At 64.0% G+C, this 14,093-nt stretch carries 14 protein-coding genes and 1 tRNA gene; 3 read left to right on the top strand and 12 right to left on the bottom strand.

What is annotated here, in order from left to right; translation table 11 throughout:
* The 3 genes from OEW28_RS09310 to OEW28_RS09300 form a co-directional block, all read right to left on the bottom strand.
* On the bottom strand, positions 1-387 hold the full coding sequence (locus OEW28_RS09310) for a restriction endonuclease (protein ID WP_263734953.1): 387 nt from the start codon (positions 385-387) through the stop codon (positions 1-3).
* Positions 388-401: 14 nt separating this feature from the next.
* A complete protein-coding gene (locus OEW28_RS09305) occupies positions 402-917 on the bottom strand; it encodes a winged helix-turn-helix domain-containing protein (RefSeq protein WP_263734488.1) in 516 nt (171 codons plus the stop codon).
* Between the two features lie 189 nt (positions 918-1,106).
* Positions 1,107-1,181: transfer RNA gene (locus tag OEW28_RS09300), tRNA-Gln, on the bottom strand.
* A 102-nt stretch (positions 1,182-1,283) separates the two neighbouring features.
* Here OEW28_RS09300 and OEW28_RS09295 point away from each other — a divergent pair.
* Positions 1,284-2,462, top strand: coding sequence for a BaiN/RdsA family NAD(P)/FAD-dependent oxidoreductase (locus tag OEW28_RS09295; RefSeq protein ID WP_263734487.1), 1,179 nt, complete (start codon positions 1,284-1,286; stop codon positions 2,460-2,462).
* 96 nt (positions 2,463-2,558) lie between these two features.
* Here OEW28_RS09295 and kdsA read toward each other — a convergent pair whose 3' ends face one another.
* The 4 genes from kdsA to OEW28_RS09275 all read right to left on the bottom strand — a co-directional run bounded on the left by kdsA (position 2,559) and on the right by OEW28_RS09275 (position 6,998).
* Entirely contained in the window at positions 2,559-3,392 is an 834-nt protein-coding gene (kdsA, locus tag OEW28_RS09290; RefSeq protein ID WP_263734486.1) for a 3-deoxy-8-phosphooctulonate synthase, read from the bottom strand.
* Between the two features lie 14 nt (positions 3,393-3,406).
* Positions 3,407-4,960, bottom strand: a complete 1,554-nt coding sequence (locus OEW28_RS09285; RefSeq protein WP_318527517.1) for a capsule biosynthesis protein — start codon at positions 4,958-4,960, stop codon at positions 3,407-3,409.
* On the bottom strand, positions 4,950-5,603 hold the full coding sequence (locus tag OEW28_RS09280; RefSeq protein WP_263734484.1) for an ABC transporter ATP-binding protein: 654 nt from the start codon (positions 5,601-5,603) through the stop codon (positions 4,950-4,952). Before OEW28_RS09280 ends, OEW28_RS09285 begins: the two co-directional genes overlap by 11 nt.
* A gap of 141 nt (positions 5,604-5,744) precedes the next feature.
* On the bottom strand, positions 5,745-6,998 hold the full coding sequence (locus OEW28_RS09275; RefSeq protein WP_263734483.1) for a Na+/H+ antiporter NhaA: 1,254 nt from the start codon (positions 6,996-6,998) through the stop codon (positions 5,745-5,747).
* Positions 6,999-7,117: 119 nt separating this feature from the next.
* Here OEW28_RS09275 and OEW28_RS09270 point away from each other — a divergent pair, with 119 nt between their 5' ends.
* Together OEW28_RS09270 and OEW28_RS09265 are read left to right on the top strand one after the other, a co-directional pair.
* Positions 7,118-7,729, top strand: a complete 612-nt coding sequence (locus tag OEW28_RS09270; protein ID WP_263734482.1) for a uracil-DNA glycosylase family protein — start codon at positions 7,118-7,120, stop codon at positions 7,727-7,729.
* Entirely contained in the window at positions 7,722-8,531 is an 810-nt protein-coding gene (locus OEW28_RS09265) for an SseB family protein (protein WP_263734481.1), read from the top strand. The genes OEW28_RS09270 and OEW28_RS09265 overlap by 8 nt, the downstream gene beginning before the upstream one ends.
* 65 nt (positions 8,532-8,596) lie before the next feature.
* Here OEW28_RS09265 and OEW28_RS09260 read toward each other — a convergent pair whose 3' ends face one another.
* The 5 genes from OEW28_RS09260 to mreC are packed head-to-tail and all read right to left on the bottom strand — an operon-like array spanning position 8,597 to position 14,065.
* Positions 8,597-9,535 (bottom strand): 2-hydroxyacid dehydrogenase, encoded by a 939-nt coding sequence (locus OEW28_RS09260; protein ID WP_263734480.1) that lies wholly within the window; start codon positions 9,533-9,535, stop codon positions 8,597-8,599.
* Between the two features lie 4 nt (positions 9,536-9,539).
* Positions 9,540-10,679, bottom strand: a complete 1,140-nt coding sequence (rodA, locus tag OEW28_RS09255) for a rod shape-determining protein RodA (RefSeq protein ID WP_263734479.1) — start codon at positions 10,677-10,679, stop codon at positions 9,540-9,542.
* Positions 10,676-12,619, bottom strand: a complete 1,944-nt coding sequence (gene mrdA, locus OEW28_RS09250) for a penicillin-binding protein 2 (protein WP_263734478.1) — start codon at positions 12,617-12,619, stop codon at positions 10,676-10,678. The genes rodA and mrdA overlap by 4 nt, the downstream gene beginning before the upstream one ends.
* Positions 12,616-13,155, bottom strand: coding sequence for a rod shape-determining protein MreD (locus OEW28_RS09245; RefSeq protein WP_263734477.1), 540 nt, complete (start codon positions 13,153-13,155; stop codon positions 12,616-12,618). Before OEW28_RS09245 ends, mrdA begins: the two co-directional genes overlap by 4 nt.
* Entirely contained in the window at positions 13,148-14,065 is a 918-nt protein-coding gene (mreC, locus tag OEW28_RS09240; protein ID WP_263734476.1) for a rod shape-determining protein MreC, read from the bottom strand. Before mreC ends, OEW28_RS09245 begins: the two co-directional genes overlap by 8 nt.
* Positions 14,066-14,093 lie beyond the last annotated feature (28 nt).

The raw sequence follows: 14,093 nt of genomic DNA, 5'->3' as shown, positions 1-14,093 counted from the left end.
CTAGGCGAAGTAGTCCTCGTCTATCGACTGGATCGAGTAGGTTGCCCTGACCCGCACTCCGACCCCGTGTTGTAGCATCAGGTCCGCAAGTCGCTGTCCGTTGATCAGAACGATCCGCTGCTGCACCCGGCTTACATAGTCCTGAGCGTCCTTCGAGAAATCGGAGGTCGTCACGAACACGCCCTTGGTCGCGCTTTCGCCCGTCAGGGAGCCAACGAACCTCTGAATGTCAGGTCTGCTGATCTTGTTGTCGGGGGCGTAGCGTTTGGCCTGAATGTAGACTGCATCCAAGCCCAACGCATCTTCGTGAATGATACCGTCGATGCCCCCATCGCCTGTCGTCTTGGTCATGTGGCCGTTTGCTAGGTTGCCGCCGCCGAAGCCCATCGCTGCCAAGAGGTCTAGGATAACGCGCTCGAAGCGCTGCGGAGAAAGCTCCAGAATGAGAGAGAGTAGTTCATCGCGAAGAGCCGACTGAAGAAGCCGATGTGCCGTATCCATGGCGTCTTCGGGGTCTGACCATCGTCTATCCGAGGCGGTTCGGCGTCTTCACCCAAGTCTTTCGGGTTGCTGCCTGAGGCGCTTCGCCACTCCGCGAATGAGCTGAACCGATCGAGGAAGCGGTTGTCGATCGTTTCAGGGTTCTCGGCGAGGACTTGCCTGCCCAGCGCAGTGATGACGTGAAGGTTGCGCTTGGGCGATTCTAGAAGCCCAGCCTTCGACAGATAGGTTCTTGCCCAGTGCGTCCTGCTCTGAAGCACCGTGACACGTCCGCTTGGCAGAAGCTCCTCTGCCTCTGCCTCTGTCACGCTGAATTGCCTCTTGATTGCTGGCAAGCACTCCGAGACGTTCTTCGCTCCATTGGCGAAGAGCCTAAGTACAGGCAGCATCAACGTTTCGTAGTCAGGGATGGTCACGGGGAAAACCTCGAAGGAAATCTCCGCCGACGTTAGCCTCAGGCGAGTTGACCGACAACAAGGCTGTGGGACTGGTTCGCATGAACTCCGATGCGGTAGGCCCCGTGGGGCACCCTCTGGGGCGACGCAGAACACCGTTGGGACCCAAAGACCCAAGCGTTCAACGACGGCCATCATGTCGAGACTGGATGGCTGGGGCGCCAGGATTCGAACCTGGGAATGGCGGTACCAAAAACCGCTGCCTTACCACTTGGCGACGCCCCATCCGGTGCGGCGGTTCATATCCAAGCGCATCAGGGGCTGCAAGTCAAAAATGTCCTTTCTCCTGCCGTTGAGCCTTTCGAGAAATCGGGCTATGGGCTGCCGATGAAATCCTGCGATGTCCTTGTTCTTGGTGCCGGGGCGGCCGGGCTTATTGCCGCGGGCGAAGCCGCGCGGCGTGGCCGGAGCGTCGTTGTCGTCGATCACGCGGCGCGACCTGGGGAAAAGATCAGGATCTCGGGCGGGGGGCGCTGCAACTTCACGAATCTCGCCACCTCGCCGGATCGATTCCTTTCGGAGAACCCTCGCTTTGCGGTCTCGGCGCTCAGCCGGTTCACGGCGCGCGATTTCGTCGGCCGGATCGACCGGTCGGGAATAGCCTGGCATGAAAAGACGGCGGGGCAGCTTTTCTGCGATGGCTCGGCGCGTCAGGTCGTCGACATGCTCGTCGGGGATCTGCGCGCAGGTGGCGCGACGCTTCTATTGTCCACCTCCGTCGACGAGGTGCGGCCATCGGGCGAAGGATTTCACGTCGCGACAGGGGGGGGTGGCATAGCCGCACGGTCGGTCGTGGTGGCCACAGGTGGAAAATCGATCCCGAAGATGGGCGCGACCGGGCTGGGATACCGCATCGCGCAGTCTTTCGGGTTGCGTGTGACCGAAACCAGGCCAGGGTTGGTTCCGCTGACCTTCGCGGAACAAGATTTGGCGGCAATTCGTCCGATGGCGGGTGTTTCGGTGCCTGCAAGCATTTCGCATGGCCGGATCGCGTTCACGGATCCGTTGCTTTTCACCCATCGCGGGCTCTCCGGGCCGTCGATCCTGCAGATTTCCTCCTACTGGCGCGAGGGAGAGGAGATCGAGGTCGATCTGCTTCCCGGCGCCGACATCGCGCGCGACCTGGCGGCGCAGCGCGGCCTGTCCGGACGTCAGGCGCTGCACACGGCGCTGTCGGCATTTCTGCCCGACAAGGTCGCTGCCTGGTCGGTGGCGCGGGCGGGGCTTTCGGGCCGTCTGGCGGATCAGTCCAACGCGCGGCTGGATCAGTTGTCGGCGGCGGTTCATCGATGGCGGGTCAAGCCGGTCGGATCGGAAGGCTATCGCACGGCCGAGGTCACGCTTGGCGGTGTCGACACGGCCGCGCTGGATGCGCGCACCATGCAGGCCCGAACCGTGCCGGGGCTCTATTTCATCGGCGAGGTTGTCGACGTCACGGGCTGGCTCGGGGGCTACAACTTCCAATGGGCCTGGTCGTCGGGTTGGGCCGCGGGTCAGGCGGTCTGAGGCGCCGCCGCCCGCCGATCAGGGCAGTGCCGGTCGACGGCTTTTCCTGACCTTCCGCTGGGATTTGCCGCAGTCAAGGCAGTGCGACCAATCGCATCAGACGCGGATCGGGTCTGCCTTCGCTATGCCATCGATCGCCATGAGCGTCTCAAGAAGACGCGGCATCTGGTCAAGGTGGATCATGTTCGGCCCATCCGAGGGCGCCGCGTCCGGATCCTCATGCGTCTCGATGAAGACGCCGGCGATGCCAAGGCTGACCGCGGCACGGGCCATCACCGGCGCGAATTCACGCTGCCCGCCGGAGGAGCCCCCAAGGCCACCGGGTTGCTGGACCGAATGCGTCGCATCCATGATCACGGGATAACCCGTCCGCGCCATCGTCGGCAGCGACCGCATGTCCGCGACCAGCGTGTTGTAGCCGAAGGAAACTCCACGCTCGGTCAGAAGGATGCGCTGGTTGCCGGTGCTTTCGACCTTGGCGGCGACATTCGCCATGTCCCACGGGGCAAGGAACTGCCCTTTCTTGATGTTGACGACGCAGCCCGTTTCCCCCGCGGCGATCAGAAGGTCGGTCTGGCGGCACAGGAAGGCCGGGATCTGGATCACGTCCACGACCTCGGCTGCGACACGCGCCTGCTCTGCGTCGTGAATGTCGGTCAGGACGGGCATGCCAAGCGCCGCACGCACGCCTTCAAGCACCTTCAGTCCCGCCTCGATGCCGATGCCGCGCTTGCCCGAAAGCGAGGTGCGGTTGGCCTTGTCGTAGCTTGCCTTGAAGATGTACTGCGCGCCAGCGGCCTTGCATGCCTCGGCCATCCGGCCAGCGATCATCTGGGCATGGTCCGCGCTTTCCAGCTGGCAAGGCCCAGCTATAATCGTCAGGGGTCTGTCGTTGCCGACGGTCAGTCCGCCGATTGTCACATCGTGCATTAGCAGCTCCTTCGTCAGGCGCTGACCTGCTCTCTCAGGATGGAAACGGTCAGCGACAGCATCAGGTAGATGCCAGCAAAGATCAGGAAGGCCAAGGCCGTATTTTCGAATGCGCGGGGATAGGTCGGCTCGTCCGGCGCGATCGGGCTGACCCCGGTCGAGAGATAACGCACCTGGCGATTGGCCTCGATCCGCGCCAGTTCCAGTTGCTGAAGCGACTGGGACAGCATCAGCTGACGTGTCTCCAGATCCGCCTCGGCGATGCGCATTTCGCCCGTGATGGCAGCAAGGGAGCCACCGTTGCCGCTGGTGCCGGTCAGCTGTGCGCGCAGGTCCGCGACCGCCCCTTCAAGCCGGGATATGTCGCCCCGCACGCCCTCGACACGCGCCTGGTTCGGGCGGGCGTTGTCCATAAGCTGATCCAGTTGCAGCCGTTTTTCCTGTGCCTGAAGCTCCAGCGTCGCGATTTGGGACAGGACGGCGCCTGATTCCGAGCGCGGGTCGAAGACGCCAAGCTGCTCTTGCAGCGTCTGCACGCGGCGCTGCGCCTCCAGCAACTTGGTCTCGGCGTCCTCATAAACCTCGCGCGCGCCCTGCATCTGATCCTCGCGCAGGCGGAGCGAAAGGTTGTCGACCCGTTCTTCGGCGTAGCTTATCAGCGCCTCGGAAAATCTCTGCGACGTCTCGGGGTCCGCCGCGATCACCTCAAGCTTGATGATGCCTTCGGTCGGATCGAATCCGATGCGAACGTTTCGCTTGTAGATCTTGTACGCTTGCTCGTTCGTCGCGTCGGTGGCTAGGCGCTGGATCGGGTCTATCCAGTCCTGGCTGAAGTGCGCCTTGAAGCCCAGGTCTGCGTCCAGCCGCTTCATCGCATCGCGCGACTGCAGATAGCTTTGAACGGTGATCGAGTCCTGAGACGTCGCGAACTGCGTGCCCGACAGCAGGCCGCCCAACGGGCTGCCCGCCTTGCCGTCGGCTTGCTGGATCAGAAATTCGCTTCGCGTTGCGTAAAGTGGTGTCGCGAAGGCGAAGAAGTAGTATCCGGCAATGATCGTCGGCAGGACGATGAATGCCGCCAGCCGGATCATCAGGTGGACGAGCGACCGGCGCCTGCGGCGGACGATCTCGCGCTGCATCTTCAGGATTTCGCGCGCGCGTTCGCCCTCGCTCATCGGCGGCGCGGGAACGCGGGCTTCCGGCTGCGGGACGATGCGTGGCAGGTGACCTTCGGTTGGCGCCTCGGTACCGGGCTGGCCCGCGAGTCCGACCAGTTCCGCTCGTGCGAACGGATCTATCCCGGCCTTGCGCAGCAGGCGGACGGCGTCGAACTCTGACGAGGCGTGAAACCCGCGGCGCTGCGCGATCCGGGCGGCGGTGCGCAGCTGATGGCCCGAAAGCCCCTCGGCCTTTATCGCCCCGATTTCGGCCTCGTCCTGAGGGGAAAGCGTTGTCGGAAACGGCACGTCGCCAAAGCCGTCATCCTCTTCCTCAAGCGGCGAAGCAGCGGTCTGAGGCGCGGCGTTCTGGGCGCGGCGGACTCGGAAACGGGTAGCCTTAGGCTGCATATTCATACATCCGCGTGGCCTCTGCGAGGGTGTCGAACATGTGCAGCCGCCCATCGCGCAGGACGGCGGCCGAACGGCAGAATTTTTCCAGTGTCTTGGGCTGGTGGGAAACGATGACGACCGTGGCGTTGGCAAGTCTTTCGCGCAGCAGGTTGCCTGCCTTGCGGTTGAATTCGACATCGGTCGTGCTGGGCATGCCTTCGTCGATCAGATAGATGTCGAATTCAAGCGCCAACAGCAGGGCAAACCCGACGCGCGCGCTCATCCCACGCGAGTAGGTGGTCATCGGGCGGTCGAAGTATTCGCCAATGTCGCAGACCCAGCGGCAGAACGCCTCGACGTAGTCAGGGTCAAGCCCGTAGAGCTGAGCCAGAAAGCGGGCGTTTGCCTTCGCGCTTTCCTGCTTGTTCATCGTCGAGGGTACGCCAAGCGGAAAGGAAACGCGGCAGCCCCGGCGGATCCGGCCCTCGTCTGGCTTCACCAGGCCCGCCATCATGTTGATGATCGTCGTCTTGCCCGTGCCGTTGGGGGCGAGAATGCCAAGCGAATTGCCAAGCTCGACCCGAAAGGTCGCCTGGTCCAGGATCACCTTGCGCCTTGTGCCAGTCCAGTAGGACTTGCTTACTTCGATGAATTCGAGCATTTGCCCGCCCCGTTCACTGCTCTCGCTCCGTCGTCCTTACGGCACTTTTCTTAACAGGGACGATACGCGGTCTTCCGGGCGGCATTATGGCGTTTCGCCGCCCGAAAGGGGAGAGGATTTGTTGCCGACCCGTGGCGAAACCTAGCCGTGGACCTTTTCGACCCGGCACAGTTTGCCGACGGCCAGGGAAATGAACGCCGCCCCGAATGAGAAGAGCGCCCCCATCTTCGCGGCGTCCTGCACCGGTCCGCTTGGAAAGGCGACCGAGGCCACGAAAAGCGCGACGGTGAAGCCGATGGCGGCGACGCAGCCAATCACCACAAGGTCGATCGTCCGCATGCCCAGCGGAAGCCCGAAGCGCAGCGGGAAGGCCGCGATCCAGCCCATGATGGCGATGCCAAGCGGCTTGCCGACAATCAGGCCAAAAAGCACCAGCCAGGTGGGTTCAGAGATCGCCGAAAGCTCCACGCCGGCGTTCAGGAGGCCGAAGAAGAACAGGATGATCTCGACCGGATATTTCAGATGGTGTTCGATCCAGTTCAGAAGGTCGGTCAGATGCTCTTCCGCCGCGGCGAAGATGCCGAAGGCGCGGTCCGCGTGGGGTACCGTCGGCACGATGGGCAGAAGGCCAAGCGCGGGGTGAATGCCCGCCTCCTGGAAGCCGAACCAGCTGATCGCCCCGCCGATGAGATAGGGCAGGAAGGACAGCCGCTTGCGGACCCAGGTCGAGTTCGGGCGAAGCTGGTTGCCCCGGTCCAGCCAGCGCGGCAGCCAGTTGAACAGCACGAACACCGTTACCGCCGCGCCAAGCGACATAAGCAACCATTCCGGCGCAAGTTCGCCCGTTGGGTAGAAGATCGCCAGAATGATCAGGCCCGCGGCATCGTCAGCAATCGCCAGAAGCAGCAGGAAGCGGATCGCGGGATGCCCGGCGCCGAAGACCATCCGGCCGACCAAATAGGAAAACGCGATGTCGGTCGCCGTTGGGATCGCCCAACCACGGCTGACGGCTTCGTAGACGCCAAGCACGGCGGCCAGGCCCAGGTAGACCGCGACCGGTCCCAGCATCCCCCCCGCGGTCGCGATGAGCGGCGTGACCGCCTTGCGTCCGCGAAGCGCGCCGTTTTCAAGGATCACGGCTTCCCAGACTTCCTTCGCAGCGATCGCGAAGAACAGCGCCATGAGCACGTCGTTGACAAGGTAATGAAGCGTCAGGGTCCGCGTCGCGTGGCCGCCTTCCGCGTGCAGATGCCCGATCCAGAAGTTCTCGACCAGCGGGTAGTCGACGAAGTGGTGATAGCTTTCGGCGTCGATATTGGCCCAGACGAGGGCCAGAAGGGCGCCCGCAATCAGCAGCAGGGAATAGCTGGTGACGAAACTCCAGACGCGATACATTTGTGGTCGCTCCTCCCGGTTTTCGGCTGCCTTACTGGAATTGATGAATATCGGCAACCGGCGCCGAACCTGCGGGCGCAAGCGTTGCCGCGATACAGCGCCTGAACTACCTTTGGGACATGACCAAGCCCCGCGACACCCTTGTTCAGGCAATCGGTGACTGCCGCCTGTGCGCGGCCGATTTTGCCGCGACCGCGACCGCGCATGAGCCACGACCAGTGGTCTGGTTCCGCCCCGGAGCCCGGCTGCTGATCGCCGGGCAGGCGCCGGGTGCGCGCGTCCACGCCTCGGGTCGGCCCTTCACCGACCCATCGGGCGACCGCCTGCGCGATTGGCTGGGGTTGAGTGAGGACCAGTTCTACGATCTGGATCGGGTGGCGATCGTTCCCATGGCGTTCTGCTTTCCGGGTTACGACGCACGGGGTGCCGACCTGCCGCCGCCCGCACGCTGCCACGCAACCTGGCACGCACGGGTGATGTCGTCGCTTGGCGCGCGCCGCCTCTCGATCCTGGTGGGCGGCCATGCCCACCGCTGGCATCTGGGAACAGCCGCCTGCAGGGGCGGCGTCACCGCGACTGTCGCCCGCTGGCGCGACCTCGGGCCGGATGTTTTTCCCTTGCCCCATCCGTCCTGGCGCAATACCGCGTGGCTTAAACGAAACCCGTGGTTTGCAGAGGACCTGCTGCCCGTTCTCCGGCGAAGAGTGGCCGAGGTGATGCGCGATGAGTGAAACGACCCCGCTTGATCTGGCCCATGCCGCGATGGAAGAGGCGCCGGATGATGACGCGGTGCGGCTGCGCTTCTATCACCGCCTTGCGGACACCGAGCTTTTCCTGCTGCTTGTCGCAGAACCCGACGGGGATGCCATCACGCCCCATGTCTTTGCGCTGGAAGACGGCACCTTCGTTGCCGCTTTCGACCAGGAAGAGAGGCTTGCGGCATTCTGCGACGCGCCCGCGCCCTACGCCGCACTGCCCGGGAGGGCGATCGCTGCGCAGCTTGCGGGACAGGGGATTGGGCTTGCGCTCAACCTTGGTGTCGCGCCCTCGGGTCATCTGCTCCCGGCGGCGGCGATCGACTGGCTGAGCGAAACGCTGGGCCACGATCCCGGCCACGCTGATGCCCGGCCCGAGGGCTTCGCGGCGCCCGACGACCTGCCGCAGGCACTTGTCGCGGAACTGTCGGCGAAGCTGTCAGGTCTTGGTGCGGTCGCCAAACGGGCCGGGCTTGCGCGCGCGGCCTATTCGGACGGACGCGAGGGGGCGCTTCTTGGCTTCGTCGGCGCGGTGCCCGGCGTGGAGCCGTCGCTGGCCAAGGCTGTGTCAGAAGCGCTTTCCTTTTCAGGGGTCGATACGGTTGATCTGGACGTCGCATTCCTTCCCGCGGACGGGCCAGCCGCCGAGGCCTTCCTTGCCGTGGCGCAGGAACTGGAACTGAGCCCGCCGCCCTCGCCGGAAGCCGAACAGCCAGAAAGATGCCAGGCCGAACCGGAGATTCCGAACCTCAGAGTGTACAGGCAAAGGGACGCTTGATACTCTGGCTGGCCACGCTTCAGGATTTCATCTCAACTGACTGATACTGATATGCTAAGTTCGGGTCAGTAGCCTAGATCCCTGTTCACCAGATACAGCAGGGGCTCTCCGGTCTCTCCTCTGCGAATGTTTTCCACGATGACTTCCGCGGCCGTTGCGGTTCGGGTATCCGCGGCCAGATGTGGCGTGACCGTGACCCCTGGGTGCGCCCAGAAGGGATGGTCGGGCGGCAATGGCTCAACCCGGAACACATCCAGCGTCGCGTGGGCGATCCGCCCCGAACCAAGCGCGGCCAGCAGCGCGTCGTCGTCGATCAGCTGTCCCCGGCCGGGGTTGATCAGGAAACTTCCCCTGGGCATCAACGCGAAGCGCTCGGCGCTCATCAGGTTTTCGGTCGCTGTCGTGCGGGGAAGCAGCGTGACAAGGATATCCGCCCGCGCAAGAGCCTCCTCCAGCCCCTCATCACCCGACAGGCAGGCGATGCCGTCAATGTGCTTCTGCGTACGGCTCCATCCCGTGACGGGAAAATTGAGCGCGGACAGGGCCTTGGCGCAGGCTGTTCCTAGCTCGCCCAAGCCCAGGATCGTCACCCGGCGGTCGCGGGCCAGCGGCGGCTTGCTGTCATGCCGCCAGATGCCGTCCTGCCCCGTGATATGCGCATCCATGCCCAGGTGATGACGCAGGACATGGCCTGTGACCCATTCCACCATCCCCTCCGTCAGCCCGCTGTCGACCATCCGGCATAGCGGCTGTGTCAGCGTGGGGTTGGGGGCGATCCTTTCGACCCCGGCCCACAGGCTCAGCACCGCCTTGCAGCGCGTGAAGGGGGTGAAGTCCGACAGCGCCGCAGTCGGGGCATAAACGATGTAATCGACCGCGGCGGGATCGGGCGCAGCATCGGAAAGGCTGATCGACAGCCCCTTTTTGGCGCAGGCCGCCTGAATGGCTTCGCGATACTCAGGCCAAAGTTTGGCGCCAGCGGCAAAAAAGACGTTTGTGGCCATGTCCTTACCTCGGTCTGTGAATGTGCGCGCTTTGCACCAGCCCGAAGGCAAGAAGCAGGATCATCATTGCGGTTCCGCCGTAGGACACAAGGGGCAGCGGAACGCCCACGACCGGGATCAGCCCCATGACCATGGCCATGTTGACGGCGAAGAACAGGAAGAAGGTCGAACCGATCCCGATCGTCAGAAGAGAGGCGAAGCGATCCTTGTTTGACAGGCCAGAGACCAAGGCAAACATCACCGTGAGCGCGTAGAGCATCAGGAGAGAGAACGCGCCGACAAAGCCGAACTCTTCCGCCAGGGTGGTGAAGATGAAGTCCGTGTGTTTTTCGGGAAGGAAGTTCAGCCGCGACTGCGTGCCCTGCATGTAGCCCTTGCCGGCCCACCCCCCGGACCCCAGAGCGATCTGCGCCTGCATGATGTTGTAGCCGGCATCCAGCGGGTCGCTGCCGGGATCAAGGAATGTGTCGATGCGCTTGAACTGGTAGTCCTTGATCAGCTGCCATTCCGTGCCGCGGCTTTCGAACACCGCGAACACCAGCGCCACGACAAGCGCGATGACCGTGCCGAAGTACCACCAGCTGACCCCGGCCGCGAACATCACGATCCCGCCTCCCGCCACAAGCAGGATTGCCGTCCCAAGGTCTGGCTGCTTGAGGACAAGGAAAGTCGGGGCAAGCACCAGGATCGCGGGGATCAAAACCCATAGCGGGCGCGACACCTTCTTTACGTCCAGCCAGTCGTAGTAGGCCGCCAGCAGCATCACGAGGCTGATCTTCATCAGTTCCGACGGCTGTAGCCTGAGCGGACCAAGTTCGATCCAGCGCTGCGCGCCCATGCCCACCGCGCCGAAAAGCTCCACCGCGATCAGCAGCAGGAAGGATACGAAATATGCCAGCGCCGAGAGGTTGCGCCAGAACCAGATCGGCACGAAAGCGACGGCGAACATGCCGACCATGCCCGCCGCGAAGCGCTTCATCTGGGGTTCGGCCCAGGTCTCCAACCGGCCACTTGCGACCGAGTAGAGCATTAGAAAACCGACCGAGGCGATTGCGGTCAGAAGGACGACGATGGGCCAGCTGACGTGTAGCACCTTGCGGATGCCTGTCGGGACGGTCTTGACGTTGTACTCAAGGTAGCTCATGCGCGCGACTTGGCCCCTGGCTTGTCCTCGCGCGGGATAAGGTCCAGCGTCTTGCGCTGCGCTTCGATCCGATCCCTCTGGTTCGACGGATAGGCGCTGAGCGGCGGCAGGTCCTTGAAAAGCGCCTGAAGCATGATGTCGCGCGCGATCGGCGCGGCCGCGGCCGATCCGCCGCCGCCGTGTTCGACAACGACCGAGACCGCGATCTCGGGATTGTCATAGGGCGCGTAGCAAACGAACAGCGCGTGGTCGCGTCGGTTCCAGGGCAGGTCGTCGTTCGAAATCACACCGCGTTCGCGTTCCGCCTTGGTGATGTTGCGCACCTGGCTGGTGCCTGTCTTGCCCGCCATGCGCAGCGCGTCATCCGCGATCCGCGATCCATAGGCCGTGCCACGTTGGCTGTTGATCACATCGAACAACCCCTTGCGCACGGATCGCAGGGCAGCCTCTGAAAGTCCAAGCGTCTGGGGCTCCGGCGTCGGCTCGGGCACCCCGTCGCGCGCGCGCAGTAGCCGAGGCTCGACATTCGTCCCCGAAGCCACGCGTGCCGTCATGACCGCCAATTGCAGCGGCGAGGCAAGCACATAGCCCTGTCCGATACCCGAGTTCAGGGTGTCGCCGACCAGCCAGTCCTTGCCGTACTTGGCCTGCTTCCAGGCACGGTCCGGTGCCAACCCCTCGCTTATGGCGGACATCGGCAGATCGTGGCGGACCCCGATGCCAAGCCGGCGGGCCATTTCCGCGATCCTGTCGATGCCGACCCGTTGGGCAACCTCGTAATAGTAGACGTCGCAGGATTGTTCGAGGCTGTGCGGCAGGTTCACATGGCCGTGGCCGCCGCGTTTCCAGCAATGGAAGCGGTGGTTGCCAAGTTCGGTAAATCCCTTGCAATAAACGGTTTCTTCCGGATCGATGACACCCGCCTCTAGCGCGGCAAGCGCGGTTACGATCTTGAAGGTCGATCCTGGCGGATAGGCGCCCTGCACCGTCTTGTCTGCCAGAGGCCGATGGTCATTCTCGGTCAGTAGCCTGTAGTCAGCCGACGAGATGCCGCGCACGAACAGGTTCGGATCAAAGCTGGGCGACGAGACGATCGACAGGATGTCGCCGTTGCGGACATCCATCACAACCGCTGCGGCACTTTCATTGCCCAGGCGTGCCTGGACGTAGTTCTGCAGGTAGCGGTCCAGCGTCAGTTGCAGCGTGGCCCCCGCGTCGCCTTCGTTGCGGTCAAGCTCGCGCATGACGCGACCAGTCGATGTCACCTCGATCCGCCGCGTGCCCGCCTTGCCGCGCAGGTCCTCTTCCAGCTTGGCCTCGACGCCCAGTTTGCCCAGTTGGAACTTGGGGATCTGCAAAAGGGGATCCGGATCCTCGATCCTGGACAGATCGTAGTCGCTGACCGGGCCGACATAGCCCAGCACATGCGCGAAATCGCCGCCCTGCGGGTAATAGCGTGACAGGCCGACCTCGGTCGTGACGCCCGGCAGGGCCGGGGCGTTGACGGCGACGCGTGAAAAGTCCTCCCACGTCAGCTGGTCCGCGACGGTGATGGGCAGGGTAGGGCTGCGGCGCATCACCTCTTTCAGCGTGCGCGCGATGTCATCCTCGGTCAGCGGGATCAGCCGGGATAGCCTGTGCAGCACATCCTCGACGTCCCCTGCATCCTCGCGCGTGATCACGACGCGATAGTTCTGCCCATTGCCGGCCACCACCCCGCCGTTGCGGTCCAGGATCAGCCCGCGCGCAGGGGGGATCAGGCGGATCTTGATCGAGTTTTCCTCGGCCAGAAGTCGAAAATCATCGGCCTGTTCGACCTGCATGAACCGCATGCGAAGCGCCAGCGTGGCGACCGTCGCAGCCTGAAGCCCGCCAATGACAAGCGTCCTGCGGCTGATGCGCCGCGTGCTTTCCAGCGCGTCTTTGGCTGATCGTCTCATAGCCGTTGCCCCATTGCGTCAACTTCGCCGGGTGCGGTTCGGCGCAGGCCCAGGGTGGCTTGCAGCGCGAATGCCACAACCGGATAGGCGGCGACCGAAACAAGCACCTGAAGCAGCGTCAGGCCCAAACCCGCCTGTGGGACAACGAACATCGCAAGGATCGCGCGGTTGGCCAGGGCAATGACCAGAAGCGCGCCCGAGGCGACAAGCCACTCGACCACGAAATTCACCTCGCGCAGCCCGATCCGGTGCGAACGGAGGAACTCCGTCACGACGATCACGAGCCCCGCCCAAAGGCCGGGCGCGCGCAGGGTCAGCAGGTCCTCGACCAGAAGGACGCCAGCGATGAGAAGCGCGGGCACGTGGTCTGGACGGCGGATGACCCAGAGCAGGGTCAGCAGCAGCACGAAATCGGGCCCTGGCACGCTGACGGGCATTGTCGAAAGCGGCAGGACGCGCAGGAACAGAAAGCCCGCGCACAACAGCGCGTAGATGACCGGGTAGCCCAGGCGTCGGGACAGGACCGGATCAACCATCTGCGCCCCCGACGATCTGTTCCGCCCCAGGCTCCTGCATCAACAGGGGGGGGAGCGGCGGTGGGATCAGGACGCCCGGTTCGGTGATCTGTTCGGCCGGGTGGCTGCGAAGGACGCGCAGGAACTCAAGCCGCTGGTAATCGGCGGCCAGGCGCACGCGCAGCCTGCGGTCGGTCCCTTGGGCGACCTGCCCGACAAGCAGCCCCGCGGGAAACACCCCGCCGTCACCCGAGGACACCACGCGGTCGCCTGGACGCACCTCATCGGGGCTTTCCAGAAAGTCGATGGGTGGGGCAGCGCTGTTGTCGCCGACGAGCATGGCCTTCTGGCCTGAGGGCTGGATCGTCACCGGGATCCGGCTGGAGGTGTCGGTCAGAAGGATCACGCGCGACGTCGTTTGTCCCACGCCCGAGATGCGGCCGACAAGGCCCAGGCCGTCCATTGTCGCCCAGCCGTCCACGATCCCGTCGCGCGCGCCGACGTTCAGAAGGACGGACTGGCGGAAGGGTGACCCGGCATCTGCCAGAACCACGCCGGAAACGGTGGTCAGCTTCGGATCAAGCCGCACCTGGTTCTGCGCCAGGAGCTTGGCGTTCTGCTGTTCCAGCTGGACAGCGGCCTCTTTCCAGGACTTCATCTGCTGCAGTTCGCGGCGGAGTTCCTGGTTCTGTTCATAAAGGCTGGCATAGGACTGAAAGCTTTCGACCATGCCGGCCATCTTGGTGATCGGCACCATCGCCCAGTCGAAGTTCGGAACAACGCGGTCGATGAAGGCCGCGCGGAAGCGTTCGACGCGGGGGCTGTCGATGCGCCAGACCAGAAAAAGACCCGTCAGCGCAAGCAGAAGCATGGCGATCAGCACACGGCGGACCGGCCCCTTGTAGTCGGCGCTGTCGCGTTGGCGTGCCATGCGCGGCCTCGTCTTCCGACGCCCGGCG

Source organism: Albidovulum marisflavi (assembly GCF_025751435.1).
Classification (GTDB): domain Bacteria; phylum Pseudomonadota; class Alphaproteobacteria; order Rhodobacterales; family Rhodobacteraceae; genus Albidovulum; species Albidovulum marisflavi.
The sequence above is the reverse complement of the archived record's forward strand: the minus strand, read 5'-3'. Positions and strand labels throughout refer to the sequence as shown.

Bases quoted from the DNA above. Each gene is read 5' to 3' on its own strand.
- OEW28_RS09310 (WP_263734953.1), bottom strand. From the start codon at position 387: ATGGGCTTCGGCGGCGGCAACCTAGCAAACGGCCACATGACCAAGACG.
- OEW28_RS09295 (WP_263734487.1), top strand. From the start codon at position 1,284: ATGAAATCCTGCGATGTCCTTGTTCTTGGTGCCGGGGCGGCCGGGCTT.
- kdsA (WP_263734486.1), bottom strand. From the start codon at position 3,392: ATGCACGATGTGACAATCGGCGGACTGACCGTCGGCAACGACAGACCC.
- OEW28_RS09285 (WP_318527517.1), bottom strand. From the start codon at position 4,960: ATGCAGCCTAAGGCTACCCGTTTCCGAGTCCGCCGCGCCCAGAACGCC.
- OEW28_RS09280 (WP_263734484.1), bottom strand. From the start codon at position 5,603: ATGCTCGAATTCATCGAAGTAAGCAAGTCCTACTGGACTGGCACAAGG.
- OEW28_RS09275 (WP_263734483.1), bottom strand. From the start codon at position 6,998: ATGTATCGCGTCTGGAGTTTCGTCACCAGCTATTCCCTGCTGCTGATT.
- OEW28_RS09270 (WP_263734482.1), top strand. From the start codon at position 7,118: ATGACCAAGCCCCGCGACACCCTTGTTCAGGCAATCGGTGACTGCCGC.
- OEW28_RS09265 (WP_263734481.1), top strand. From the start codon at position 7,722: ATGAGTGAAACGACCCCGCTTGATCTGGCCCATGCCGCGATGGAAGAG.
- OEW28_RS09260 (WP_263734480.1), bottom strand. From the start codon at position 9,535: ATGGCCACAAACGTCTTTTTTGCCGCTGGCGCCAAACTTTGGCCTGAG.
- rodA (WP_263734479.1), bottom strand. From the start codon at position 10,679: ATGAGCTACCTTGAGTACAACGTCAAGACCGTCCCGACAGGCATCCGC.
- mrdA (WP_263734478.1), bottom strand. From the start codon at position 12,619: ATGAGACGATCAGCCAAAGACGCGCTGGAAAGCACGCGGCGCATCAGC.
- OEW28_RS09245 (WP_263734477.1), bottom strand. From the start codon at position 13,155: ATGGTTGATCCGGTCCTGTCCCGACGCCTGGGCTACCCGGTCATCTAC.
- mreC (WP_263734476.1), bottom strand. From the start codon at position 14,065: ATGGCACGCCAACGCGACAGCGCCGACTACAAGGGGCCGGTCCGCCGT.